This is a genomic window from Alteromonas sp. S015, assembly GCF_036864485.1.
Taxonomy (GTDB): Bacteria; Pseudomonadota; Gammaproteobacteria; order Enterobacterales; family Alteromonadaceae; genus Alteromonas.
Genome location: NZ_JAZETO010000002.1, coordinates 464,927 through 488,100, shown reverse-complemented (window position 1 = coordinate 488,100; position 23,174 = coordinate 464,927). Strand labels below are relative to the sequence as shown.

Below are 23,174 nucleotides of genomic sequence, written 5' to 3'. Positions count from 1 at the left end.
TCCCTACATTTTCCATTATAATAAGTAAGCAGGCAGAAATTGGCGCATAAGCGTCAAGTTACAAATTGAATAAACCTAACGATTTTGACAACAGAATTACCAGAGGATCCCTCCACATGACTCAGCAACGTATTACAGTCATTCGCGGTGACGGCATTGGCCCGGACATTATCGATGCAACCACAAAAATTCTAGATAAGGTTGGCTGTGACTTTGCCTATGACTATGCCGACGCTGGTTTAGTCGCACTGGAAGAACATGGCGAGCTTCTACCTCAAGAAACTTTAGACCTAATCGCAAAAAATAAGGTTGCGCTTAAGGGCCCTTTAACTACACCCGTTGGTGAAGGCTTTACTTCAATCAACGTAAGTCTTCGCAAGCAGTTCAAACTGTACGCAAACCTTCGTCCTGTGATGTCATTCAAAGGCACAAAAGCACGTTACGAAGACATCGATATCATTACCGTTCGTGAAAACACGCAAGGTATGTACTCTGGTCTTGGCCAAGTTGTATCAGAAGACGGTAACGAAGCTGAAGCAATGAGTAAAATCACTCGTGAAGGCGCTGAAAAAATCGTTGTTTTTGCTTATGAATTAGCGCGCCGTGAAGGTCGTAAGAAAGTAACAGCTGTTCACAAAGCTAACATCCTTAAGTCAACATCAGGTCTTTTCCTTAAAGTAGCCCGTGAAGTTGGTGAGCGTTATCCAGACATTGAGTCAGCTGAAATGATCGTTGATAACTGCTGTATGCAGCTTGTGATGAACCCACATCAATTTGACGTTATTGTTACGACTAACCTTTTCGGTGACATTTTATCTGACCTGTGTGCTGGTCTTGTCGGTGGTCTTGGTATGGCACCAGGTGCAAACATCGGTGAAGATTGTGCAATCTTCGAAGCCGTACACGGCTCTGCACCAGACATTGCTGGTAAGAACTTAGCTAACCCGACGTCGGTAATCTTGGCAGCAGCGCAAATGCTTGAGTACCTAAACATGGGCGATAAAGCAGAGAAAATTCGCGCAGCACTGAAAGACGTTATCGAGTCTGGCGATCGCACAACGCGTGATCTTGGTGGTGAAGCCGGTACAACGGAATTCACGCAGGCGCTTCTTGACCGTCTATAAGCATTTTAGCTTGCACTTTTCAATTATTTAAAAACGGGCTTTACAGCCCGTTTTTTTGTGCCTCTATTACCAAGCCCTGTTGAGCTTTGGTTTACGAATGTTGGTCTGGATAGAAGTCTTTTAATTGCGCAACAGTCCTAACCGCTCTCGCATTAAACTGTACTAAAACTGGACTTCCGCTTTTCACGTTCATCTTTATTATTTCCTTCGTACACGTCGAAGTGTGCTGAGCTTTGTAACTTGGTCATAGCAGAGGACAGGAACTTTTCGAGAGAGACCTACTCCGCTTGCATCAAGGTTATAAAAGTCAGCGCGCTTTGGTACATGACTAAAATCCCATTTACTTAAATATTGCGCCGATCACGTTTATGGCGCACTTAGCAACATACAAGGAAAGATGATGAAAAAATTACTCTCAGGTTTACTCGTACTATCTGCATTAACCTTTCAAACACCAATGGTGCATGCTCAGCCAGCGGATGACGAAAAAGCGCAAGTTAGTGCAGGTTCAGGTACAACTCAACAGCAACGTATCGATTTAAACTCGGCAACCGTAGAGCAACTGATAACCCTACCCGGCGTTGGGCAGTCTAAAGCGAAAGCTATTATTAAATACCGCGAAGAAGTAGGTCCGTTTCTTGAGGTGGCACAGCTTACCCAAGTCAAAGGCATTGGTGAAAAGATGCTTTATAAAATTGAAGGCTATGTACAGGTAAGATAAGTTATCCAGCGTCCTGCTTCAGAATAGCCTAAGTACTTAACTAGCACTTAAGCCTTCTAATGAAAAACAAATATAAAATGCGCCGTTACGGCGCATTTTATCTATTTCAATCCCTTGGTAAGCCTATTTGACTATTGATGCGATGTATTCTTTAAATTCATCGCCCAATGATGGGTGACGTAGAGCATATTCAACGTTAGCTTTCATATACCCTAACTTGCTGCCGCAATCGTGGCTTTTGCCTTTCATGTAATATGCGTCAACTTGTTCAAGCTTCATCAATGCGTCAATGGCATCAGTAAGCTGAACTTCGCCACCTGCTCCTGGAGGAGTGAACTCAAGCAAGTCCCATATCTTTTCCGAAAGAACATATCGACCTACAACAGCAAGATCAGAAGGCGCTTCATCACGAGGCGGTTTCTCTACCATTTTATGGATCTTTGCCGACTCACCTGGTGCGATAGCCGCTCCGTCTAGGTCCGCAATACCAAATTTAGAAATATCTTCTTCGGGAACTTGTTCAACCATAACCTGACTTACACGGCTAGTGTTAAATTTAGCAACCATATCGGCCAGATTGTCTTTTTTGGGATTACTTGCTGCGTCATCAATAATGACGTCAGGTAGAACTACCGCAAATGGCGCGTCTCCAATTAGAGGACGAGCACAAAGAACCGCGTGCCCAAGACCATTTGCAACACCTTGGCGAATGTGCATGATAGTAACGTCTTTTGGACAGATTGATTGAACTTCTTCTAACAACTGACGTTTAACACGCTTTTCTAATGTTGCTTCTAGCTCAAAAGAGGTATCAAAGTGATTTTCGATACTATTTTTACTAGCATGCGTTACAAGGATAATTTCTTTTAGCCCCGCAGCGACACACTCGCTTACCACATATTGAATCAATGGCTTATCAACTACTGGTAGCATCTCTTTCGGGATGGCTTTTGTCGCTGGAAGCATTCTTGTCCCAAGGCCCGCTACAGGGATTACCGCTTTTTTAACCTGACTCATAAGTCAATATCCTTTTTAAAATTCTCGCTACATGCTCAAGTCGACAAATCGTCTTCAGTTATTCCTCAAGCTGATTAATATTCGGTATTGTTAGCAGACTAATGCAATCAATGTTCCAATTACCTTTTTAGAGCATTAATGTCCTGAAAATGGGCATTGCGGCTAATTCTTACCATTAAACGCACAAAACTTGGGATAAATAATATCTAATGCACTAAATTAGTGAAAGAGTAATGAGTAGATTTTTCACACTGCGTATACATTAGTTGGCGATGCGTTGCTTATCACCAACGCTACTTAACGGCTTTTATCAGATTGAAAAGGACCGCTGCGGAGTATAACGCCATCCCGTAGCCCTGCACGCATATACAGACCTCTTTCTTTTGCTTGGGTAAAATAAAATCGATTAACAATATATCTCACGGGTATTGCACAAACATGACGAAGCTTCCAATAAAGTGGAACATAACGACGTCGTGCAAGAATCAAGACGTTGCGAAACTGATAATAGAGCCTTATCGGGGAACCTTGCTTAAACGTAATCCCCCATACCTTAATCCTATCATCGCCTTGTCGATGGGGCATACAAGCACTTAGCGATTGATAAATAACCATGCGTTTTGCACGTGCACGCCAGCACCATTCATGATCGACGCCATCAATAAAAAGTGCCTCTTCTTTTTCTCCGACTCGCTCAAAAGCGTATCGAGAGGTTAGCATGCCTGAAGCTATAATTTGTTTTACTTCTTTCAAATTATCAGAGACTTTTTTGCCTTTTTGCAAAACACCTTGTTCAATACCTTTCGAGAACTGACAGTAAATAGATGGACCTAAAGCAGCAATGGGAGTGTTTTTCTCTAAAGCCATAAACTGCTGTAATAGCTCAAGGGCAATAGAAGGCGTAAACAAGCTATCTTGATCTAGCAAAAAGGCGTACTCAACGCCTTTATCAAAAAGCGTTTTTAAACCAATATTTTGAGCCTTAGCAATACCTACATTGGCTTTGCAATGGATGTAAGTACAATTAGATGAGCTAAAACAGTCATTCGCCTTATCAGAATTATCAACTAATACCAAATCCCATTCAGGATCAGAAAATGCTCTGACAATTTCGTCAACATGCCTAACATCTGGATTATAAAGTACTACTACAATCCCTGTCTTCAATGCTTACTAAACCTCTCTAACAAGTGCCGGTCAAGCCTGTACGCAAGTTTCACCACTTTTCCAGGCATCAAACGCAACGACAATACGCCACATGCATAGAAAAAATTATAAGGAGAAAACTGCTTTAGTTTAGTGATGGCATATATCCGTGCTTTGAATTCATTGAGCGACTTACTCAAACCTCGGCGCTTATAAAAATTGTTAACTCTTCTAAACTTCAATAAGCGATCTTTTAGATTTCTAAAAATGTAACCTTCTGAAGCAAGGGTAATCCAGAAGAAATAATCTTGCGTGTTAGTCAAGTCACCATCGTATCGGTGTCCATCATGAAATACGTTGTAGCGGATTACAACGGTTGGATGATTAAGAGCACAACGTCTGGGTAATATTCGCGTTATTTGCTTGTGAGAAGCAGGCATTACTCGTGCTCCTACTTTCCTTCCGCTCTCATTTATTTCGGTAAGCGCTGATCCTAGCACAGAAATATTGCTGTGTTTTTTGAGGTACGTGATTTGGCGCAGAAGACGGTGAGCTTCAGAAATATCGTCTGCATCCATTCTGATAAAAAAAGTGGGATTAAACTGAAGGCCAAATTCGATGGCAGAATTCATACTACTTGCAAGGCCAATGTTATGGCTGTTTCGCGCTAATATAATTCTTATATCACTCTTTGCGGCATCTTGGAGCACGTGAGTTATTGAGTCTGGCACAGGCCCGTCAATAACAATAATAAAAAGAAAATCGGTATATGTTTGGTCTGTTATACTTTCAATGGCTTCTTTGAGCCACTCAGCATTGTCCGCTTGATAAACCGCCATTGCGACAATCGACTCAATGTGCTTTTTTTTATTTTCGTTATGAATGATAGAGAATTGATTTATCAAGAATTTTTACCAGCAAATAGAGTAACCGAGAAAATAAAAGCGCTTTGATGCGCTTTTAAATGGGTAGGTATGTTACAGAGATTTCACTCAACCTTCTACGGGTTTCACCAAATCTGTTAAGCAAACCGCTTTATAAAGCGAAGTACACTCCATATATGCTGAATTACCAGGCTGTAAAGAATTAAAAGGCCGATAAAGCCATAAAACATGACCGCTTCCGGTACCTGATAAACTTCACCTAAAATACCAATCAAGCAGTAACACGCACCAAGGCACAAAATGGCTACCAATGACTTTCTGCTGCTTAAACCAGCTCGCATAAAGATGTTGTGAAGGTGTTGTCTGTCTGGTTTCAACATCGATTGACCTTTGCGCGCACGGCGATACATAATTGCTGCCATATCCATTAAAGGAAGGCCCACAAGCCACACCGCCGTTATAGGTCTAAACGCAGCAGTATCACCTTGTGTATGATCAACGAGCAGCCAGACAATCGTAAGTCCTACGAACATGCTTCCCGCATCACCCATAAATATCTTGTTACCTTTAAACCCTTTCCAACTTAAATTAAAAGCAAGAAAAGGAACAATAGCGGCAACAATTATGAGGGGTTCCATGATTGATACGCCGTTGCCAGTGAAAATCAAAAAGCCTGCCACGGTAAGCAATATAACGAGACTCATGCCACCTGCCAGGCCATCAATTCCATCGATCATGTTGAACGCATTGATAACACCAACAACGCAAATGATAGTAAAGAAGTAACCGCCAAGGTCGAGTAGTACCTCACCGGTACCAAAAATGTTACCAAGCGAGGTAATGTAATTTTGTGCACTCCACGCCATGATCGCGGCCACACCAAATTGACACATTAGGCGGCCTTTCGCGCTTAAATCGAAACGGTCATCTAGCATACCAAGCAAGACGACAAAAGCAGACGCGGTAAAAAATAAGGGGTCGTTCTTCATCCATACGTCAGTGACAACGCTCGCCACAAGTACAGCCATGAATATCGCAACACCTCCCGTTAAAGGGACAATACCTGCATGGCGTTTACGTGCAGTAGGTTGGTCCACCAAACCGAATTGATGCGCTAACGGCGTCATCACCACTAATAGAATTAGGGCTACGAAAAATGCAGTAAAAAGCGGGACGAACTGCAAGTACGCTAGCATAAAACACACAACCTCTCGTCATCGGTTTGCGAAAAATATGAGGTTTCGAGCATAACCAATACACTTATAAATTTGTTTAAAAAACTCAATGTTGATTCCATTTTTGTACAACTTCCGTTTTTCCAACGCGGAGAGGGCTTTTAGCTGTAACTGTGCGGGTGGAAAACCACCATATGATATAAAACATTTGTTTAAGTAACCACCCCAATTACAAAAATATCGATTCAAAAGCTTTTTAAAATGCCGCAAAAATTCTAATTTCGGATTGAAGCAGCTTTAAACTGCATTGGCATCAAAAAAACTATATCTAAACGGGCAAAAAACGTCGTTATTCCAATGAATATATAAATTTTTCACACTTTTGAACTTGCTGTCAAAGTAAGGGTCTCTTTGAAGTCTTAAACCGTAGCGCCCATGCGATAGCAAGCATGCTTTTTTTGAAACTTATGTTATCCTAGCGCGAAATTGCTATATGGATGTGAAAGCTAATGTTCAAACAATTCACACGTTTAATTTTGCCATTCGCACTAGTGGTGAACGCAACAGGGTGCACTAATTCACCTAAAGTTACTAAAGCTGACATACCCTTAGTGCACTCATCTCTTGCTTATTCCTTAGTTCCGGACAAAGAGACAGCAATAAATATACCAAAAGCCAATATTTATTTCGACACTAGGGAGTCTTTCACAATCCGCTTTGATGGTTACGAATACGAAGCTTCCAAGCACTATATTTCGGCGACAGGAAATAAATGTATCCGCTTTTCTTTACAAGATACAGATTCCATTCGCGCTGGGGCGCAACGCAAAGTAACAACCTGCCAACGGGATGGTCAATGGAGAGTCATTTCTCCTCTCGTTGTTTCCGCGACAGCGCAAGGTGAATAAGTAAATGAAGTTTATGGGCATAACAAATACATTAAAAGGGCTGGCGTTAATAGCGTGTACTGCAGTAATTGGCAGCATGCTGTTAAAGCCTGCTTCAGCACAAAGCATTGAGCAGTTGCAACAGCTTAGAGAAAGAGCGCAGCAATCTCAAAACGGCATTGCTACTCAATCGATATCTCCGTTAAGCATCACAACACAGCGAACTCTCCCTGGTGCATCTGGTGCAGTAAACTCAATGGGACAATTTTCTACACAACCCAGAAATGGTGTCAATCTTCCCGGTGAGCCTACTATTGATACGGTTTTTCCTGCGCAAGCGCCTATGGAAAACCCGCCATTCGCTGCCAATCTGTTCATTGGTGGTTTTGAGTCGGAACGCAGTTCGGGCTTAAACGACAATTACTTAGTAGCCCCTGGCGATAAAATAAATATTTGGCTATGGGGCGCCGTGAATTTTTCAAATGTAGTCACTGTTGACAACCAAGGTAACATTTTCATCCCCAATATTGGCCCTATCCGCGTTGCTAATACGCCCGCCGGATCAGTAAACCAAACAGTTACAGCAAAAATTAGGCAGGTGTACACCAATGATGTGAATGTTTACGTAAATCTTCTTACGTCAACGCCCGTGTCTATATTTGTATCAGGTCCTGTATTGCGCCCTGGACAGTACGCAGGCCTTGCTTCAGATAGCGTGCTTTATTACTTAAAGCGCGCTGGTGGAGTTGATTTTCAACGAGGCAGTTTTAGACAGATAGACATTGTGCGCAATGGTAAAGTTGTCGCGACTGCCGATTTATATGCCTTTTTCAGAAATGGGAAGCTGCCTCAGATGTCGTTTAAAGATGGCGATACCATTTTAGTGCACCCAATTGGCAACACTATTGTGGTTGAAACTGGCGCTCGTAATAGTTTTACGTTTGAATTTCTCAACGAAGAATTAAATGGCAGCGTAGTTAATTACTTCGCGCGCCCTGGTGAATTTGCATCCCATGCCTCGGTATCAGGTGTTCGCAATAATAAGCAGTTCGCTCGTTATTTAGAATTAAACGAGTTCGCATCTTTAGCGCTAAGCGCAGGCGATACCGTTGAATACATTGCCGATTACGAACCTCAAATTTATCGGATAAATGTTGAAGGTGCTTTCGCAGGCGCTTCGCAAATTATGGTTGATAAAGGTGCGCGCCTACTTGACGTGCTTGACCATATTGAAGCTGACACCGCGCTTTCTGATACACAAAACATTTATCTACTTAGAGAAAGTGTTGCCACGAAACAAAAGGAAATCATTGAAGAGGGTTTACAGCGCCTTGAAAGAAGCATGTATACCGCACCAATAAGCTCAACAGGTGAAGGCGCCATCAGGGCTCAAGAAGCACAGCTTGTGGCAGATTTTATCGCCCGAGCGCGTAAAGTCGAACCGCAAGGTCGTGTGGTTGTCGCTGAAAACGGCGACATAGCAAATATTCTTCTAGAGCCAAACGACACTATCGTCATCCCTGAAGTAACCGATTTGATACATGTTGGGGGCGAAGTATTGCTGCCTCAATCTGTGGTCTTTAATCCAGATGCGACAACCGAGGACTACGTAGCGTGGGCAGGCGGTTTCACGGAGCGTGCTGAAGATGAGCGCATTTTGATTGTTCGTAAAAATGGTAACGTAGCCTTTGCAAGCGTCAATGACTCGTTCCTTTCTAGCAATGATAGTAAGCTTGAGCCAGGTGACCAAATTATTGTGCTGCCAGCGATAGATACCAAGCTATTGCAAGCGGTTAAAGACATTACTCAGATCGTCTATCAAATTGCTGTTGCAGCTAACGTAGCTATTGATTAGACATGGTAACGTTTAAAGACCAGCTCTACGCATGGAGGGGCGTAATTTTTGCGCTTTTCCTACGTGAGCTACAAAGTAAATTTAGCGATAAATTTGGCCTAGGTTGGGCATTCCTCGAACCTTTCGCGTTTATCTTCGCGTTGTCCTACTTACGTGGTTTAATTAGTGGTGATGATATTCACTCCATCCCTCTTTTTCTGTTTATGATGATTGGCATGGTAGGTCTGCAGACTTTGACTTCATGCTTGCAATCAGTGTCAACTTCGGTGCGAAGAAACAAGCCGCTCTATGCATTCAGACAAGTACAACCTGTTTCAGCAATGCTTACCGCGGGTTTTCTAGAGCTGTCTATCAAAGTCGTCGTTGTTGCCTTGTTAAGTCTCGCTCTATATTTGATGGGGGAAACATTCACGGTTAATGATCCATTACTGTTAATATCGCTGTTTTTTCTTTTGTGGGTCTTCTCCGTATCTATAGGGATGATTTTTGCCATCGCCGTGGCGTTTATTCCAGAAGTCGATAAGATAAAATCCGTGCTTACTCGTCCATTGATGTTTATTTCCTGTGTCTTTTTCAGCCTTCAAGACATTCCAGAAGAATATTGGCCGTACTTAACTTGGAACCCTCTTGTTCACTTCAACGAACTCGCTCGTTATGCTTGTTTTGAGTCCTATGGCACTAAAGGCGTTTCCTTTAGTTTTCTAATTGAAATAACTATTATTTTTCTGTTCCTAAGCCTTTCGATATATCGCATAACGTGGAAGAAGGTATTGTCTCGATGATAAGAATTGAGAATTTAACCAAGAGTTATCCCAGTAAAATGGGACCTCAGTATATATTCAAAAATCTGAATTTTGACTTCCCTACAGAGAATAATGTCGCGATTCTGGGAAAAAATGGAGCGGGTAAATCCACCCTTTTTCGAATGTTAGCGAAAAGCGAATACCCTGACCGAGGCAGGGTGCTAACGAATAAATCCATGTCTTGGCCGGTTGCACTTCAGACCGGGGTTCACCCCCAAATGACAGGACGTGAAAACACGCGCTTCGTTGGCAGAATCAATAATGTCAAATCGCTTTCAGAGTACGAGGAAAAAGTGCAGGAATTCGCTGAGCTCGGCAAACGCTTCGACCTGCCTGTTAACACTTACTCTTCGGGGATGCGTGCCAAGTTAGTATTTGCTTGTTGTATGAATATCAATTTCGATATCTACCTTGTTGATGAGGCAACATCGGTAGGCGATCCGCTTTTTAGAAAAAAAGCGCGGCTGTCGCTTAAGGAAAAAAGCGAACAAGCGGGCGTTATTATGGTTAGCCATGAACTCGAACAAATCCGCGAGTTCTGTACGTCTGCTGTTATCATTGATGATGGCAAACTCACGTATTATCACGATCTAGAAGAAGGCATCGACGTTTATACGCAGGATGCAGACAATAAGAAATCACTTAAATAGGTTCAAATTACAGTGGAAAAATCTCTTACACAGCTCAATGCCCTGCTCAGCAAGCACAAAATGCTGTTGCTCGTACTTCCATGGGTACTTTACGCCCTATACCTTGTTTTATGGGCTGCACCACAATACGAAAGTAAAAGCCAACTTATTGTAAAATCGAGCGATGGTGGGAGCAGCTTTGACCCTTCATCTCTATTATTGGCAGCTGGTGTCTCAGGCGCATCTGGTGGCACAGAAAGTCAGCTTGTGGAAGCCTATATTCAATCTACAGATATGATTATCTACTTGGATAACACCATCGGGCTTCGAGAGCATTACATGTCAGACAAAGCAGATATATTTAGCGGCCTGGCGTCTTCACACAAGCAAGAAGATTTCTACCAGTATTACCTTGACCATATTGAGGTAAGCGTTGATTCAACCTCTTCTGTAATTAGTTTGCGTACGCGAGCGTTTGACGCTGAATACGCCCAAATAATTAATAAAGCTATTGTTGATAAGGCAGAAGAGTTTATCAACAACATCAATAACAACTTGGCGAAATCAAAGCTTGCCTTTGCCAAAGGCGAGCATGATATCGTTGAGCAAAAACTTCAACAAGCAAAGGCGGAAATTTTAGGCTTTCAATCTAAATACAACGTGCTTGACCCTACTGCTGAAGGCGTAGCGTTTCAGCAGATTGCTTTTTCATTAGAAGCAACCCTTGCCCAGAAAAAAGCAGAACTAAGTACTATGTCCACTATGATGTCTAACGTGGCACCTGAAGTCATCAATATTAAGCGTGAAATAGCCGCACTACAAAGTGAAGTAGAAAAACAGAAAGAGCGCATTAGTACTGCTGAGGGTGAAAGTGAAGCCCTGTCTGTAGGAGAGCTTATGGCGCAGTACAGTAACCTTCAAGTTCAGCTACAGTTAGCCATTCAAGCGTACTCTTCATCGCTTATAACTCTTGAAAATGCGCGCGTAGAGACATATCAAAAGCTGCAACACTTGGTAACCGTAGAATCGCCGACACTTCCGGATGATAATGCCTATCCCACGGTTATCTACAACCTTGTACTGTTTGGTGTGTCATTATTACTTCTGTATGGAATAGTTCGAATTATAGTAGCTACTATCCGCGAGCTTTAGTGCCTCAACCTGTTTAGCAAGCCAACTCTTCATTCGGCTAAGTCGTACAAGACTTAGCCGATTGACAGCGCTTTAATGAAGTTTATCGCCCAAATCTTGTGTCTTTAAGCAAGCTCTAGTATAAGAAGCTATCCGCCTTACGGACTACTATCAAAGAGCCTATCCTATAAGTGCTCTACAATAACAACCATAAGCAATATGGAATTAAAATATAATTATGAAACCATCTAACGATACTAGCTTTTTCGGCCATCCAGGGGGCCTAAGAACGCTATTCTTTACAGAAATGTGGGAGCGCATGAGTTACTACGGTATGCGCGCGCTACTTGTTCTTTTCATGACCGCGAGCTTACAAACGCAGGGCTTGGGCTTTACCGTTGCAACCGCTGGCGCTATCTACGGCCTATACACAGGTGCGGTATATTTTCTAGGCTTACCGGGCGGGTGGTTAGCGGACCGCTTAATTGGTGGTAAAAACGCCGTATGGTATGGCGGTATTATCATCTTCGCAGGCCACGTGGTACTCGCCATAGACTTGCAAAACCTTTTCTTCGTGGGCCTTATCCTTGTTGCTTCAGGTACTGGCTTACTAAAACCTAACATTTCTGCGATGGTTGGCCAGCAATATGGCGACGACGACGGCCGTCGTGACAGTGGTTACGCGTTGTACTACATGGGCATTAACATCGGTTCACTTATTGCCTACCTCGTTACCGGTTATTTACAGGAAAACTGGGGCTGGCACTACGCATTTGGTGCAGCTGCTATTGGTATGGCTATCGGCTTAATTCAATATTACTTCAGCAACCGTTCGTTGTCGGCTGATTCTGTTGCACCTGCAAACCCATATCAAGGTGCGGCTAAGCAGCGAGCATGGATGGCCGTTTGGGCCGTGATTGCACTTGCTATTGTGGTTATTGTGCTTGCACACATGGGCACTATCGTTATTGAGCCGGTGGCACTCGCTCAACAAGTTGCGGTCGTATTTACTGCCATCTTCTTCCTTTACTTCGGGTTCATTTATTTCAAAGGCCAACTAAGCGACAACGAAAAGAGGCGTATGTGGGCGCTGTTCTTAGTGTGTGTTGCTTCAGCGTGTTTCTGGTCTGGTTTCGAACAGGCTGGTTCTTCACTCAACCTATTCGCTCAGAACTACACCGACCGTGTACTTGAAAGTGGTTCACTACTTACATCTTGGTTTGGGATGGACGCTATTCCAACCGTATGGTTCCAGCTTTCAAACTCCCTATTTATCATTATTTTGTCGCCTTTCTTCGCTGCCCTTTGGATTAATCTTGCTAAGCGAATGATTGACCCGTCGTACACCATTAAGTGTGCCATTGGTATCGTAATTATGGCGTCTGGCTTCTTGGTAATGTTTATGGCGTCGCAGTACGCTGCCCAAGGCCTTAAAGTAGCACCTATGTGGCTTGTTACCACATATTTCTTACATACTGTTGGTGAACTGTGCTTAAGCCCAGTTGCACTAAGTGCAGTAAGTAAACTATCGCCTAAGCGTTTCGCAGGCCAAATGATGGGCGTATTCGTACTGACATACTCTATCGGTAACATCATTGCTGGCTTGCTTTCAGGTAACTTCGACCCTGAAAACGTAGAGCAGATGCCAGACCTGTATCTTCAAATTGCCCTGTTTAGCATTGCTATAGCCATCGTAATTGGCTTGATGAGCTTTAAATCTCGCTTCTGGGAAAAAGCAGGTATTGAAGAAAAGGCGTAATTTATTGCTAGCATGTTTTAAGTGCTGACTAATTACCCTACAATAACCGCCGCAACGTAACGTTCCGGCGGTTTTTTTATCAAGGGCTTTTACATAAACCTATGAAGTTTTATTTTTCTACCAGAGACATCCCTGCCTTAAAAGGTCTTCCATTGACAGAGCGCGTTAAGTTGCTCGACCAAGCTGCAAAGCGGCTATCTGTTCCAGAGAAGACTTTTCTGAATGTGCTAAAGTTACTGGTCATTGTCCCTGTATTCGCACTTATTCTTCAGACCGCGTCTAATTGGACCTCGTTACTGTGGGCTTTTGTGGTATTTTTAGTTTATCCATTGGTTGTAAAACCTATTCAATATTCCATCTGCGCTAAATACATTGCGCAACCGTCTAGCAAGGAGAATGCATGAAGACCATCTTAGTTACTGGTGGTGCAGGCTATATAGGTAGTCACACAGTTTTACAGTTACTTGAGCAAGACTATGGTGTTGTCGTACTGGATAACTTAGCTAATTCAAGTGCTGAATCACTTCGCCGTGTAGAAGCATTAACAGGCAAGTCGGTTACTTTTGTGCAGGGTGACATTCGCGATACCGCCGTGTTAGATGACATATTCAGCGAGCGTAACATTTATGCCGTTGTTCACTTTGCAGGTTTAAAAGCCGTTGGTGAGTCGGTTCAAAAGCCACTTTCTTATTATGAAAACAACGTGTACGGCACGCTGACGCTATGTAAAGCTATGCAGAAGCATAACGTAAAAAATATCGTGTTTAGTTCATCTGCGACGGTTTACGGCGATCCTGCATCTCTACCACTACGTGAAGATATGGCAACAGGACAACCGACTAATCCTTACGGTATGTCGAAGCTTATGGTTGAACATATGCTTAGCGATCTTTACGTGTCAGACAACCAGTGGAACATAGTATTACTTCGCTACTTCAACCCCGTTGGCGCGCACGAGTCTGGCCAAATTGGTGAAGATCCTAACGGCATTCCGAACAACCTAATGCCTTATATCTCGCAGGTAGCGACCGGTAAACTAGAGCAGCTTAGCGTATTCGGTGACGACTACGATACCGTTGATGGCACAGGCGTTCGCGACTATATCCATGTTGTCGATCTAGCTAACGGTCACTTAAAGGCGCTCGATCGTTTGAACCTCAACATGGGATTAGATAAATACAATCTTGGTACTGGCCAGGGCTATTCAGTTATTGAAATGATTAAGGCTTTCGAAAAAGGTTCGGGTAAAACCGTACCTTATAAGATTGCACCACGTAGAAGCGGCGATGTGGCAGCCTGTTATGCCGACCCAACAAAAGCTGCTACAGAGCTCAATTGGCATGCAGAAAAAGGCTTAGAAGACATGTGTGCCGACACATGGAACTGGCAGTCGCAAAATCCGATGGGCTATCCAAAGGACTAGGTTGCGGTTTGAACGCTGCCAATAAACTTGTTCACATACTAAGAACTAAAAAGCCATGCTGTTGAGCATGGCTTTTTCGTGCGAGGCATTATATAGCTAGGGTAACACTGGAGTTGGGGTTAGAAAATAATAGATAAACCCAGCCCAGTGCTTTTTCCAACGTCGTTTTGTTTATTACTCTTTCTCTATTTGCCGTCTTTCGACTTGGAATTTTTTTCTTTTAGCTTAGCTTTTTCCGTGTCATCGGCTGATGCATCTTCTGAATCTGTCGACTCCTCAACAGCTTCTTCTGACGCTTCTTCATAGCTATCAAAGTCATTGCCTTCCAACATCGCTTCAAAATCAGCAAAGTCGTCTAGCTGCTGATCATCAATGGCTTTATCACCACTTTTACCGTCAGTAACGCGAAATTCCAAGTTTTCAAAGTAAGCATTTTTCACGAAGGCATAGTCATCAACAGACTGCTCTAACTGCGCCTCTTGATCAAGTAATTGGGCTCTTGTTTCAAGTACCGATATACCAATACGCGCTAAGTTTACAGAACCTTCAAGTAACGACATTGGAAATGCAAAACCGTCGACATAATCACCGGTAAAGCTTCGCGGATCGCTTGGACCTAAAAAGGGCAGCATTAAGAAAGGCCCTGTGTCTAAGCCCCATACAGCCAGAGTTTCACCAAACTGCTCGCGTTTACGTTCAATACCAATTTTTGACGCGACATCAAACGTGCCAACTAACCCTACCGTGGAGTTAATTAAAAAACGAGCCAGGCTGTCTAAGCCATCATCAACCTTGCCTTGAAACATATTATTCAAAAAGTTCGCAGGCTCTTGTAGGTTGTCCGTGATGTTCACCAAACCAGTTCGCGCAGGCTGAGGCATCACAGTCACGTAGGTAACCGTTATTGGGCGTAAGATGTAGGCATCCAACACATCCCAGTTAAAATCCCAGATTTCACGGTTAACCGGCTCGAACGGGTCTCGGGGGTCTGAAGTATCCACTACAGCCTCGTTCGACCCAGTGCCTTGAGAATACGCTTGAGCCTGATCTTGAGTATGGTTACTCGCACAGCCACCTAAAAGACTTGCTGCAATAACCAACCCTGTTGCGAGTGATTTAGACAAATCCATACTTATAATTCCTTATCAATAATAACGCTTAGTGAAGATATTTCGTTAGCAGTAACGCTTGCACTAACACTACCTTGCCATTCACCTTTCGAAACTGCCACATTACCATCTTTAGATAGTCTTGCGGTAACCATCACATTAGAAAGTGTGGCTAGCGTGAATTGTGGCATCATTGCGTTCTCTGTGGTTAGAGTAACGGAAACGGGGAAGTCATCTATCGGCAATTTAACCACAGCAGCAGGCATTTTGTTGTCAGAGTTTGCGTCTTGAGCGAACACTATCAAAAAACCGTCTTTTGGCGCTTTTGTGTTAGCATCGTCAGATAATTTTACCGTAATATTAAAGCCGGTTTGTGATTCGCTAGTAGTATTTTGCGCTTCGTTACTGGCATTTTGCGCTGTTGATGTATCAGTAAATTCAGCACCTGTATTTTGTAGCGCTGCCATTTCACTGGTATTCCCTTGTAGTTCTTTTATACGCGCAACCAAACGCTGCGCCATGTCGCTATCTGCTGGTAACTTACCTTCAACTTGCTTATAAAAACGCTGAGTATTTTCAAGGTCGCCAAGTTGAGCAGAAACCACGGCCATCATCAGAGCAAGATTATCATTCGCTGGATTGTCGTTTAGCAAGCCCAATAAGATAGACTGCGCTCGTTCCAGGTTGTTTACATCCCCTGTGGTCATCAAAGCCTGAGCTAGCGTAATGCGATTCGCGGAGTTAGACGGCGCCAAACTCACCGCTTTATCAATAGCTTCAATGGCCTGCACTTCTTGGCCAATACTCAGCATCAATCTGCCCAAATACATCCATCCCGTGTCGTCTTCGGGCTCTTCTCTCAAACGCTGGCGTATGGCGAGAGCAATGCTAGCAATATCTTGTTGGGTCAGGTTATTCGCATTACCGCTGGCAAGCTGTTGACTCAATTCGGGCAGGGCTTCAATGGCTTGACTGGCTTGCGTCACTCGCGCCATTTGATTGACTTGTGAATACACTATTCCCCCGCATACTAGGGCAAGCACCGCACCAACCACAAGTGGAATTTTTGCATTACCCGTTTTGTGAGATTCAAACGCGCTTTCATCTACCAGCGCTAGTTTAAGTTCATCAACGGCTTGTCGCTTGTCGTGCTCACTAATGAGCCCTTCTTGCACTTCACGGTCTAGTTCGGCAAGGCGCTGCTTAACAATTTGCGTATTGCTCAAACTGTCCTGTTTTGCGTGGTTTTTGTTACGCAGCCATGGGAAAGCAACAATTAATAGAACAAGCGTAATTAGGCCTGAAACAATGATATAAAACTCAGACCAACTCATTCTTTCTCTCGCTCCAACATTTCATCTGCTTTAGCTAACTTAGCAGCCATATCTTCTGGTGGTGTTACCGATTTGCGGCGAACTACCGCAATCAGTGCAATGAAAATAAACAAGACTGGACCAGCCCAAAGCCACAAGGTCGCAGCCGTAACCGGCGGTTGATAATGCACAAAATCGCCGTAGCGCGACTTCATAAAATCAATCACTTCCTGCTCTGTTTTGCCTTGCTTTAATAGTGCGTACACTTTTCGGCGCATGTCATGGGCAATCATGGCGTCGCTATCAGCAATATTTTGATTTTGACACATTGGACAACGTAATTCGGCGGTTAGCTTTAAAAAGCTTTCACGTTGAGCTGGCGTGTCGAAAGAGAACTTATCTTCGGCCGCACTTACCGAAAAAGTGCTAAGCACAAACAGCAGCGTAAACACACTTAGCGCAATGGCTTTAAAGGGTGCGAGACTGTGGGAGGAAGTGTCCGATAACATCATCATTCCCCTCCCTGTGCACTTGCGGTGCTTTGATTATTCTTTTCATTAAGCGTGTTCGACAATGTAGGCTCTGAGGCCATAACTGCATCCACATCTACCTTTTTGACATTACCTGTTATGCCAGACGCTGCTGCCACCAGCTTGTTATATAGCGGGCCAACTTTGGAGTTCCACACCCGCTCGTTAATATCACCTATGTGGTGCATACGAATAGTACCTTCAGCGTCGATAACAAAGTGTTCTGGCGCTCCCGTTACTCCAAGGTCGAGCGACGTATCGCGATAGACATCAAAAATATTATATGCATACGGGTTACCGTATCGGCTGAGCATGTCGGTCACTTCTTGCTGAACACGGCTCAGTGTTTTTGTGCCAAAGTCTGGGTCTAAGTCCTGATCAAAATACAAACCTACAATGTGGACGTTTTGCTCATTTTTTAGCTGAGTAAGATACGGCATCTCAACAGCGCAGGTCACGCACCATACCCCCCATACATTTAATATGGTTACCTTGCCCTTTAAATCTTCGGGCGTATAGGTAATGTCTGGCTGCATTAGGTCTGGCAGTGAGAATGCGGGTAGCGTCTTATCTTGAACCTGAGAATCTAGCTCTCTGGGGTCAGAAAAAAGCCCTTTAAACAGGAAAATGACCAGCAAAGAGAATAACACTAATGGAATAGCAACGAGTGGTGCTTTTTTCATTACGCGCCTCCTTTCACTGAGGTATTTGATGTAGCTGATGCTTGACCATGAGATTGCTCAGCGTCGTTTACACCTTCACCACCAAATACACGTTTTATCTTTTTTACTTTAGCCATACGGTAACGTTTATCGCTAATAGCGAAGATGCCGCCTATAGCCATAACCACTGCACCCGTCCATAGCCAAACAACAAAAGGCTTAATATAAATACGGATCGCCCATGCGCCATTGTCTAAAGGCTCACCCATTGCGATAAACAAATCTCTTGCTAGATTCGAGTGAATAGCTGCTTCAGTCATCGGCATTCGCTGTACGATATACAAACGCTTCTCAGGCTCTAGATGCGCAATTAATTCACCGTCTTGATAAACGTCAAATACGCCTTTGTCCGCCTCAAAGTTCGGGCCTTGAACTTTGACCACATCTCTAAAGCTAAAGTCATAACCGCCAAGAGAAACAGTATCGCCGATGTCCATGCGCACATCGCGCTCCATTTCGTAGTTTGAAACCAGGGTAATACCGATAATGCAGATAGCAAAACCTACATGACCCAGCACCATACCCCAATGGCTTGGTGTAAGTTTGCGAAGTTTAGATATTACCGATACATTGTCACTGTTGGTTGATGGCATTGCCGATAAACGCTGCATCACTTCTTGCACCGTAGTAACGAGGATCCAAAACACCAACACCATGCCTAAAACGCCCATATAGGTTGGTTCGTCATAGGCAAAGTTCACTAACACACCAGCGCTTAGCGCAATACCGCCAGCAACTAGCAGCTGCTTTTGTAATTCACTGGCTTTTTGCTGTTTCCAGCGCGTAAGCGGGCCAAGCCCTAGCATCAAAACAAAAGGTACGATCAGTAACGTGAACATTTGGTTGAAGAAAGGCGCACCTACCGAAATACTGCCTAAACCTAACTCTTTGTGTACAAGTGGCAATAGGGTGCCCAACAAGACTACCAATGTTGCTGCGCACAAAAAGACATTATTGCCCATTAACAACACTTCACGGGAAAACGCTTGATAGCGGCCTGGGCTTTTCAGTGAAGCAGCACGCATGGCGTAAAGCAGCAAGCCAAAGCCACTTAGTACGATCAATATTCCCAATATAAATAAGCCTCGGGTAGGATCGCTTGCAAACGAGTGTACCGAAACAATCACCCCTGAACGAACTAAGAAAGTGCCAAGCAAACTCAAACTAAATGCGGCAATAGCAAGCAGTACGGTCCACGACTTAAACGCCTTCCGCTTTTCGGTTACAGCTAGCGAGTGCATGAGTGCAGTACCGACCAGCCAAGGCATGAAAGAGGCGTTCTCTACTGGGTCCCAGAACCACCAGCCCCCCCAGCCCAGTTCATAGTATGCCCACCAGCTACCTAGCGCTATACCTACCGTTAAAAAGGCCCAAGCGGAAATCACCCAAGGACGAGACCAACGGGCCCAAGTTGAATCTAGTTGACCTGAGATTAATGCCGATATCGCAAATGCGAAGGCGACGGAAAAACCTACGTATCCCATGTAAAGCATAGGCGGATGAATTATCATGCCAAAATCTTGCAACAGAGGGTTAAGATCCCGTCCGTCTACCGGGAAAAATGGCAGCATGCTGTTAAACGGGTTTGAGGTAAGTAGCATGAATAAGTAAAAACCGATGCCCACCATTCCCAATACTGATAGCACCCGCGCGACCATAGCAAGAGGAATGCCCTTGCTAAATATCGCCACTGCTACTGTCCAAATGGAAAGCATCAGCACCCACAGCAGAAACGAGCCTTCGTGGCCGCCCCACACTGCGGTAATTTTATAGTAAATAGGAAGTCGACTATTTGAGTGCTGCGCAACATACGCCACACTGAAATCGTCGGTCACAAAGGCATAGGTTAAGCATACATAAGCAATGAGCGTGAAGGTAAATAAGCCAATTGCCAGCGGCTTGGCCGTTGCCATTAACGCTTCGTGCTGACGGTGAGCCCCCCATAGCGGATAAACTGCCAATAATATAGAGAGCACTAGCGCAAGCGTCAGCGCAATATTTCCAATCTCTGGCACCATTATTTACTTGCCTCCGCTGCCGGTAGACGGCTCGTAGGAAGGCATACTTTCAGGTTTAACGTGCTTAATGCCTTTCATCTTCTCAGCCAGCTCAGGCGGCATGTACTCTTCATCGTGCTTCGCTAGCACCTCCTGCGCTTTAATACTGCTTGCTCCAGTGAGCACACCGGTTGCCACAATGCCCTGCCCTTCGCGAAACAAATCGGGCAGGATGCCGGTGTAAGTCACTGTCACCGTTGGCCCTGTATCGATAAGGTCAAAACTCACCGCTAAGCTTTCTTGGTCTCTTTTCACACTGCCGGGTACCACCATACCGCCTATACGAAGACGCTGGCCAACCTGCGGTTTTTGTCCATTTTTACCTTCAATGATTTCGCTTGGCGTATAGAAAAGGTCAATACTGTCGTTTAGGGCGTAAAGCATCAATCCAATTGCACTTACTATTAAAAAACCGATAATTCCCACTACGGCTAGTCGCTGCTTTCGTCTCGGGTTCATGCAACTCTCACTTCGAAAAAACTAATAAACGATAAAAACGCAAATGAATACTAAGTTCACTTATCACATTAACACTAGGTGTTGTCTTGCTGTTGCTGTCGCGCTTTTTTAATACGCGCTTTGCGTTCTTTTTCCACCACGACCTGCTTTAAAAGGGCGCGGTGTTTACTAAGACTCTGAATAGCGATAATGCCCATTGCTAAGAACGTAACGCCAAACGACAGCCAAACATAAAATGCATAGCCACCCATATTTAAAAAATCGGCAAACGATTCAAACTGCATCTTAACTGCCCTCTTTTAAATTGACGTTAGGTGAGCCGCTGGTCTGTTTCGATACTTTCTCTGTTGCCAAGGCTTGTACCCAAGGTCTGTGCAACTCTCGCAATACGATTTCATTACGTAAACGCGCTGTAGTTACCGCGCCGATAAAAAACGCGAAACCCAGTAAGTTAATCAGCAGCGGCCACAGCATTTCAGGGGCGATCGAAGGATTGTCGAACTTACTAATAGTCGCCCCTTGATGCAACGTATTCCACCACTCCACCGAGTAGTGAATAATGGGGATATTTACTACGCCCACCAGTGCCATTACACCTGCGGCTTTGCCTGCCTGTTGCTTATCTTCAAACGCACCGTAAAGGGCAATCACCCCCATGTACAAGAAAAGCAGAATAAGTTCTGAAGTTAGGCGTGCATCCCACACCCACCAAGCGCCCCACATTGGCTTGCCCCAAGCGGCGCCGGTGAACAGAGCAATAAACGTCATTACTGCACCAATAGGCGCCATGGCGATCATGCTCATGTAAGCAGTGCGCCACTGCCAAACCATGCCCACCAAGGCCGCAATTGCCATAGCAACATAGGTGCCCATAGACAAAATGGCGCTAGGTACATGAATATAGATAATTCTGAATGAATCGCCTTGTTGATAATCTTGAGGCGCAAAGGCCAGTCCCCATACAGTACCTATGCTTAAACACACTAAAGCACCAACCCAAAACCAAGGTTGTAAAGTTAAACAGAGTTGGTAGGCGCGCTCTGTTTTTGCGTAGGGGTGTAACCACTTCCACATTAGTTTTGACTCACTTTTAAAGAATATGCGATGGCAAACGGCGCAAATGCCGCGGCCAATAAAAGCATGGCGGCAATAATAGCAAGTTGCGCATGATAAGGTAATTGCAGTGCGGCAGAATCCACAGCCGACGTGGCAAATATCAGTAACGGAATAAAGACAGGGATAAGTAGCAATGCCAACAGCACCCCACCTTTTTGCAATCCAACGGTAAGCCCTACTGCGATAGCACCAATTAAAGAAAGTAATGGCGTTCCCAGCAACAATGTTAAAACGAGCGCGATATACATATCGACCGTTAAATTTAAAAACATCGCTAGTAGCGGAGACAACAGCAATAATGGTACAAAGCTAACCAGCCAATGGGCAGCAACTTTTACCGCACTCACCGCTGGTAATGGCATACCAGATAACATGTACTGCTCTAGCGACCCGTCTTGAAAGTCATCGCGAAAAAGCCTTTCCATCGCCATGAGCGATGACAAAATTGCCGCAATCCATATTACCCCAGGACCAATGCGTTGAAGGGTGTCGGGAGACGGGCTGACGCCTAATGGGAATAAGGTCACCACCATCAGCAAAAACATCAGTGGTTGCACCAATTCTGCTTTTTGCTTGAACGCAACCTGCATGTCGCGCTTAAAAATACCTTGGTAAAGTGACATTAAAAGCGGTACTCCAAGTCGAATACACGATGTTCCCCTGCAGTTTCTGACAGGGGTTGATGCGAAGTAGTAATAATAAGACCGCCGCGACTAACGTGCTCTTTCATACTTGTTTCAAGTAAGTGAACCCCTTTTACATCCAGTGCGGTAAACGGTTCGTCTAATATCCACACCTTTGCTGGCTTAAGCCATAGTCTTGATAGCGCAACGCGACGCTGTTGACCGGCCGATAAATACCTAACAGGTACATCTTCAAGTCCAACCAATCCCACTTTCTCTAATACGTCATAAAGCGTGTTAACGGGCACCGATACATTGTGCTGAGCGAGCCAGAACGATAGATTGTCTAAGGCGGAAAGACTACCGTTAGTTCCGCTTTTATGGCCGAGGTAAAGAAGGTTTTGGTAGTAACCTGTCTTGTCCTTTGAAATGTCTATACCGTTGTACAATACTGCACCTGAATCAGGTGAGCTAAGCCCTGTTAAAATGCGCAGCAAGCTGGTTTTTCCTGCACCGTTTGGACCGCGTAAATACAGCAACTCGCTGGGTTTAACAACAAGTGAAAGCCCTTCAAAAAGGGTTCTGTCTTGTTTGCTGCAGGTTAATCCGCGCGCCTCTAACACTACTTGGCTACTCCAACCTTAAAATGCGGTTCTAAAAAATGGCGCTAGTCTACCACATGAACGCTTTT

At 44.3% G+C, this 23,174-nt stretch carries 24 protein-coding genes; 10 read left to right on the top strand and 14 right to left on the bottom strand.

Going from position 1 to position 23,174, the window contains the following annotated elements:
- Window positions 1–116: 116 nt before the first annotated feature.
- Window positions 117–1,124, top strand: coding sequence for an isocitrate dehydrogenase (locus V7R42_RS06145; protein ID WP_334019309.1), 1,008 nt, complete (start codon window positions 117–119; stop codon window positions 1,122–1,124).
- A 400-nt stretch (window positions 1,125–1,524) separates the two neighbouring features.
- Window positions 1,525–1,845, top strand: a complete 321-nt coding sequence (locus V7R42_RS06140; RefSeq protein WP_334019308.1) for a ComEA family DNA-binding protein — start codon at window positions 1,525–1,527, stop codon at window positions 1,843–1,845.
- Window positions 1,846–1,968: 123 nt separating this feature from the next.
- Here the strand turns inward: V7R42_RS06140 and galU are convergent, their stop codons facing one another.
- From galU to wecA, 4 genes are all read right to left on the bottom strand, one after another.
- The gene (galU, locus tag V7R42_RS06135) at window positions 1,969–2,862 is read right to left on the bottom strand and encodes a UTP--glucose-1-phosphate uridylyltransferase GalU (protein ID WP_334019307.1); all 894 of its coding nucleotides are present in this window, start codon (window positions 2,860–2,862) and stop codon (window positions 1,969–1,971) included.
- 297 nt (window positions 2,863–3,159) lie between these two features.
- Window positions 3,160–4,029, bottom strand: a complete 870-nt coding sequence (locus tag V7R42_RS06130) for a glycosyltransferase family 2 protein (RefSeq protein ID WP_334019306.1) — start codon at window positions 4,027–4,029, stop codon at window positions 3,160–3,162.
- Complete coding sequence (locus V7R42_RS06125; protein ID WP_334019305.1) at window positions 4,026–4,913, bottom strand: glycosyltransferase; 888 nt, start codon at window positions 4,911–4,913, stop codon at window positions 4,026–4,028. The genes V7R42_RS06130 and V7R42_RS06125 overlap by 4 nt, the downstream gene beginning before the upstream one ends.
- 116 nt (window positions 4,914–5,029) lie before the next feature.
- Complete coding sequence (gene wecA / locus V7R42_RS06120; RefSeq protein WP_334019304.1) at window positions 5,030–6,088, bottom strand: UDP-N-acetylglucosamine--undecaprenyl-phosphate N-acetylglucosaminephosphotransferase; 1,059 nt, start codon at window positions 6,086–6,088, stop codon at window positions 5,030–5,032.
- Window positions 6,089–6,576: 488 nt separating this feature from the next.
- Between wecA and V7R42_RS06115 the strand changes: the two genes are divergently transcribed.
- From V7R42_RS06115 to galE, 8 genes are all read left to right on the top strand, one after another.
- Window positions 6,577–6,975, top strand: coding sequence for a hypothetical protein (locus V7R42_RS06115; RefSeq protein ID WP_334019303.1), 399 nt, complete (start codon window positions 6,577–6,579; stop codon window positions 6,973–6,975).
- A 4-nt stretch (window positions 6,976–6,979) separates the two neighbouring features.
- Complete coding sequence (locus V7R42_RS06110; protein WP_334019302.1) at window positions 6,980–8,809, top strand: polysaccharide biosynthesis/export family protein; 1,830 nt, start codon at window positions 6,980–6,982, stop codon at window positions 8,807–8,809.
- A gap of 2 nt (window positions 8,810–8,811) precedes the next feature.
- Entirely contained in the window at window positions 8,812–9,591 is a 780-nt protein-coding gene (locus tag V7R42_RS06105) for an ABC transporter permease (protein WP_334019301.1), read from the top strand.
- Window positions 9,588–10,262, top strand: a complete 675-nt coding sequence (locus V7R42_RS06100) for an ABC transporter ATP-binding protein (protein WP_334019300.1) — start codon at window positions 9,588–9,590, stop codon at window positions 10,260–10,262. Before V7R42_RS06105 ends, V7R42_RS06100 begins: the two co-directional genes overlap by 4 nt.
- A 12-nt stretch (window positions 10,263–10,274) precedes the next feature.
- On the top strand, window positions 10,275–11,393 hold the full coding sequence (locus V7R42_RS06095) for a capsule biosynthesis protein (RefSeq protein WP_334019299.1): 1,119 nt from the start codon (window positions 10,275–10,277) through the stop codon (window positions 11,391–11,393).
- Window positions 11,394–11,610: 217 nt separating this feature from the next.
- Window positions 11,611–13,131 (top strand): peptide MFS transporter, encoded by a 1,521-nt coding sequence (locus V7R42_RS06090; RefSeq protein WP_334019298.1) that lies wholly within the window; start codon window positions 11,611–11,613, stop codon window positions 13,129–13,131.
- 101 nt (window positions 13,132–13,232) lie between these two features.
- Window positions 13,233–13,535, top strand: coding sequence for a DUF6170 family protein (locus tag V7R42_RS06085; RefSeq protein WP_334019297.1), 303 nt, complete (start codon window positions 13,233–13,235; stop codon window positions 13,533–13,535).
- Complete coding sequence (gene galE, locus V7R42_RS06080; protein ID WP_334019296.1) at window positions 13,532–14,554, top strand: UDP-glucose 4-epimerase GalE; 1,023 nt, start codon at window positions 13,532–13,534, stop codon at window positions 14,552–14,554. Before V7R42_RS06085 ends, galE begins: the two co-directional genes overlap by 4 nt.
- Before the next feature lie 185 nt (window positions 14,555–14,739).
- Here galE and V7R42_RS06075 read toward each other — a convergent pair whose 3' ends face one another.
- The 10 genes from V7R42_RS06075 to ccmA all read right to left on the bottom strand — a co-directional run bounded on the left by V7R42_RS06075 (window position 14,740) and on the right by ccmA (window position 23,106).
- Complete coding sequence (locus V7R42_RS06075; protein ID WP_334019295.1) at window positions 14,740–15,684, bottom strand: MlaA family lipoprotein; 945 nt, start codon at window positions 15,682–15,684, stop codon at window positions 14,740–14,742.
- A gap of 2 nt (window positions 15,685–15,686) precedes the next feature.
- Complete coding sequence (gene ccmI / locus V7R42_RS06070; RefSeq protein ID WP_334019294.1) at window positions 15,687–16,997, bottom strand: c-type cytochrome biogenesis protein CcmI; 1,311 nt, start codon at window positions 16,995–16,997, stop codon at window positions 15,687–15,689.
- Window positions 16,994–17,491 (bottom strand): cytochrome c-type biogenesis protein, encoded by a 498-nt coding sequence (locus V7R42_RS06065; protein ID WP_438823634.1) that lies wholly within the window; start codon window positions 17,489–17,491, stop codon window positions 16,994–16,996. The genes ccmI and V7R42_RS06065 overlap by 4 nt, the downstream gene beginning before the upstream one ends.
- Window positions 17,488–18,189: a redoxin family protein gene (locus V7R42_RS06060; RefSeq protein WP_334019293.1), complete on the bottom strand. Its 702-nt coding sequence runs from the start codon at window positions 18,187–18,189 to the stop codon at window positions 17,488–17,490. The genes V7R42_RS06065 and V7R42_RS06060 overlap by 4 nt, the downstream gene beginning before the upstream one ends.
- Window positions 18,189–20,246: a heme lyase CcmF/NrfE family subunit gene (locus V7R42_RS06055; protein WP_334019292.1), complete on the bottom strand. Its 2,058-nt coding sequence runs from the start codon at window positions 20,244–20,246 to the stop codon at window positions 18,189–18,191. The genes V7R42_RS06060 and V7R42_RS06055 overlap by 1 nt, the downstream gene beginning before the upstream one ends.
- A gap of 3 nt (window positions 20,247–20,249) precedes the next feature.
- Window positions 20,250–20,744, bottom strand: coding sequence for a cytochrome c maturation protein CcmE (gene ccmE / locus V7R42_RS06050; protein ID WP_334019291.1), 495 nt, complete (start codon window positions 20,742–20,744; stop codon window positions 20,250–20,252).
- 74 nt (window positions 20,745–20,818) lie between these two features.
- Window positions 20,819–21,028: a heme exporter protein CcmD gene (ccmD, locus tag V7R42_RS06045; protein ID WP_334019290.1), complete on the bottom strand. Its 210-nt coding sequence runs from the start codon at window positions 21,026–21,028 to the stop codon at window positions 20,819–20,821.
- 1 nt (window position 21,029) lies between these two features.
- The gene (locus V7R42_RS06040) at window positions 21,030–21,818 is read right to left on the bottom strand and encodes a heme ABC transporter permease (RefSeq protein WP_334019289.1); all 789 of its coding nucleotides are present in this window, start codon (window positions 21,816–21,818) and stop codon (window positions 21,030–21,032) included.
- Window positions 21,818–22,483, bottom strand: a complete 666-nt coding sequence (ccmB, locus tag V7R42_RS06035) for a heme exporter protein CcmB (RefSeq protein ID WP_334019288.1) — start codon at window positions 22,481–22,483, stop codon at window positions 21,818–21,820. The genes V7R42_RS06040 and ccmB overlap by 1 nt, the downstream gene beginning before the upstream one ends.
- Window positions 22,483–23,106: a cytochrome c biogenesis heme-transporting ATPase CcmA gene (gene ccmA / locus V7R42_RS06030; RefSeq protein ID WP_334019287.1), complete on the bottom strand. Its 624-nt coding sequence runs from the start codon at window positions 23,104–23,106 to the stop codon at window positions 22,483–22,485. The genes ccmB and ccmA overlap by 1 nt, the downstream gene beginning before the upstream one ends.
- Between the last annotated feature and the right edge of the window lie 68 nt (window positions 23,107–23,174).

Excerpts from the sequence above, each read along its gene's own strand:
- V7R42_RS06145 (WP_334019309.1), top strand. The coding sequence starts at position 117 with ATGACTCAGCAACGTATTACAGTCATTCGCGGTGACGGCATTGGCCCG.
- V7R42_RS06140 (WP_334019308.1), top strand. The coding sequence starts at position 1,525 with ATGAAAAAATTACTCTCAGGTTTACTCGTACTATCTGCATTAACCTTT.
- galU (WP_334019307.1), bottom strand. The coding sequence starts at position 2,862 with ATGAGTCAGGTTAAAAAAGCGGTAATCCCTGTAGCGGGCCTTGGGACA.
- wecA (WP_334019304.1), bottom strand. The coding sequence starts at position 6,088 with ATGCTAGCGTACTTGCAGTTCGTCCCGCTTTTTACTGCATTTTTCGTA.
- V7R42_RS06115 (WP_334019303.1), top strand. The coding sequence starts at position 6,577 with ATGTTCAAACAATTCACACGTTTAATTTTGCCATTCGCACTAGTGGTG.
- V7R42_RS06110 (WP_334019302.1), top strand. The coding sequence starts at position 6,980 with ATGAAGTTTATGGGCATAACAAATACATTAAAAGGGCTGGCGTTAATA.
- V7R42_RS06105 (WP_334019301.1), top strand. The coding sequence starts at position 8,812 with ATGGTAACGTTTAAAGACCAGCTCTACGCATGGAGGGGCGTAATTTTT.
- V7R42_RS06100 (WP_334019300.1), top strand. The coding sequence starts at position 9,588 with ATGATAAGAATTGAGAATTTAACCAAGAGTTATCCCAGTAAAATGGGA.
- V7R42_RS06090 (WP_334019298.1), top strand. The coding sequence starts at position 11,611 with ATGAAACCATCTAACGATACTAGCTTTTTCGGCCATCCAGGGGGCCTA.
- V7R42_RS06085 (WP_334019297.1), top strand. The coding sequence starts at position 13,233 with ATGAAGTTTTATTTTTCTACCAGAGACATCCCTGCCTTAAAAGGTCTT.
- galE (WP_334019296.1), top strand. The coding sequence starts at position 13,532 with ATGAAGACCATCTTAGTTACTGGTGGTGCAGGCTATATAGGTAGTCAC.
- V7R42_RS06075 (WP_334019295.1), bottom strand. The coding sequence starts at position 15,684 with ATGGATTTGTCTAAATCACTCGCAACAGGGTTGGTTATTGCAGCAAGT.
- ccmI (WP_334019294.1), bottom strand. The coding sequence starts at position 16,997 with ATGAGTTGGTCTGAGTTTTATATCATTGTTTCAGGCCTAATTACGCTT.
- V7R42_RS06065 (WP_438823634.1), bottom strand. The coding sequence starts at position 17,491 with ATGATGATGTTATCGGACACTTCCTCCCACAGTCTCGCACCCTTTAAA.
- V7R42_RS06060 (WP_334019293.1), bottom strand. The coding sequence starts at position 18,189 with ATGAAAAAAGCACCACTCGTTGCTATTCCATTAGTGTTATTCTCTTTG.
- V7R42_RS06055 (WP_334019292.1), bottom strand. The coding sequence starts at position 20,246 with ATGGTGCCAGAGATTGGAAATATTGCGCTGACGCTTGCGCTAGTGCTC.
- ccmE (WP_334019291.1), bottom strand. The coding sequence starts at position 20,744 with ATGAACCCGAGACGAAAGCAGCGACTAGCCGTAGTGGGAATTATCGGT.
- ccmD (WP_334019290.1), bottom strand. The coding sequence starts at position 21,028 with ATGCAGTTTGAATCGTTTGCCGATTTTTTAAATATGGGTGGCTATGCA.
- V7R42_RS06040 (WP_334019289.1), bottom strand. The coding sequence starts at position 21,818 with ATGTGGAAGTGGTTACACCCCTACGCAAAAACAGAGCGCGCCTACCAA.
- ccmB (WP_334019288.1), bottom strand. The coding sequence starts at position 22,483 with ATGTCACTTTACCAAGGTATTTTTAAGCGCGACATGCAGGTTGCGTTC.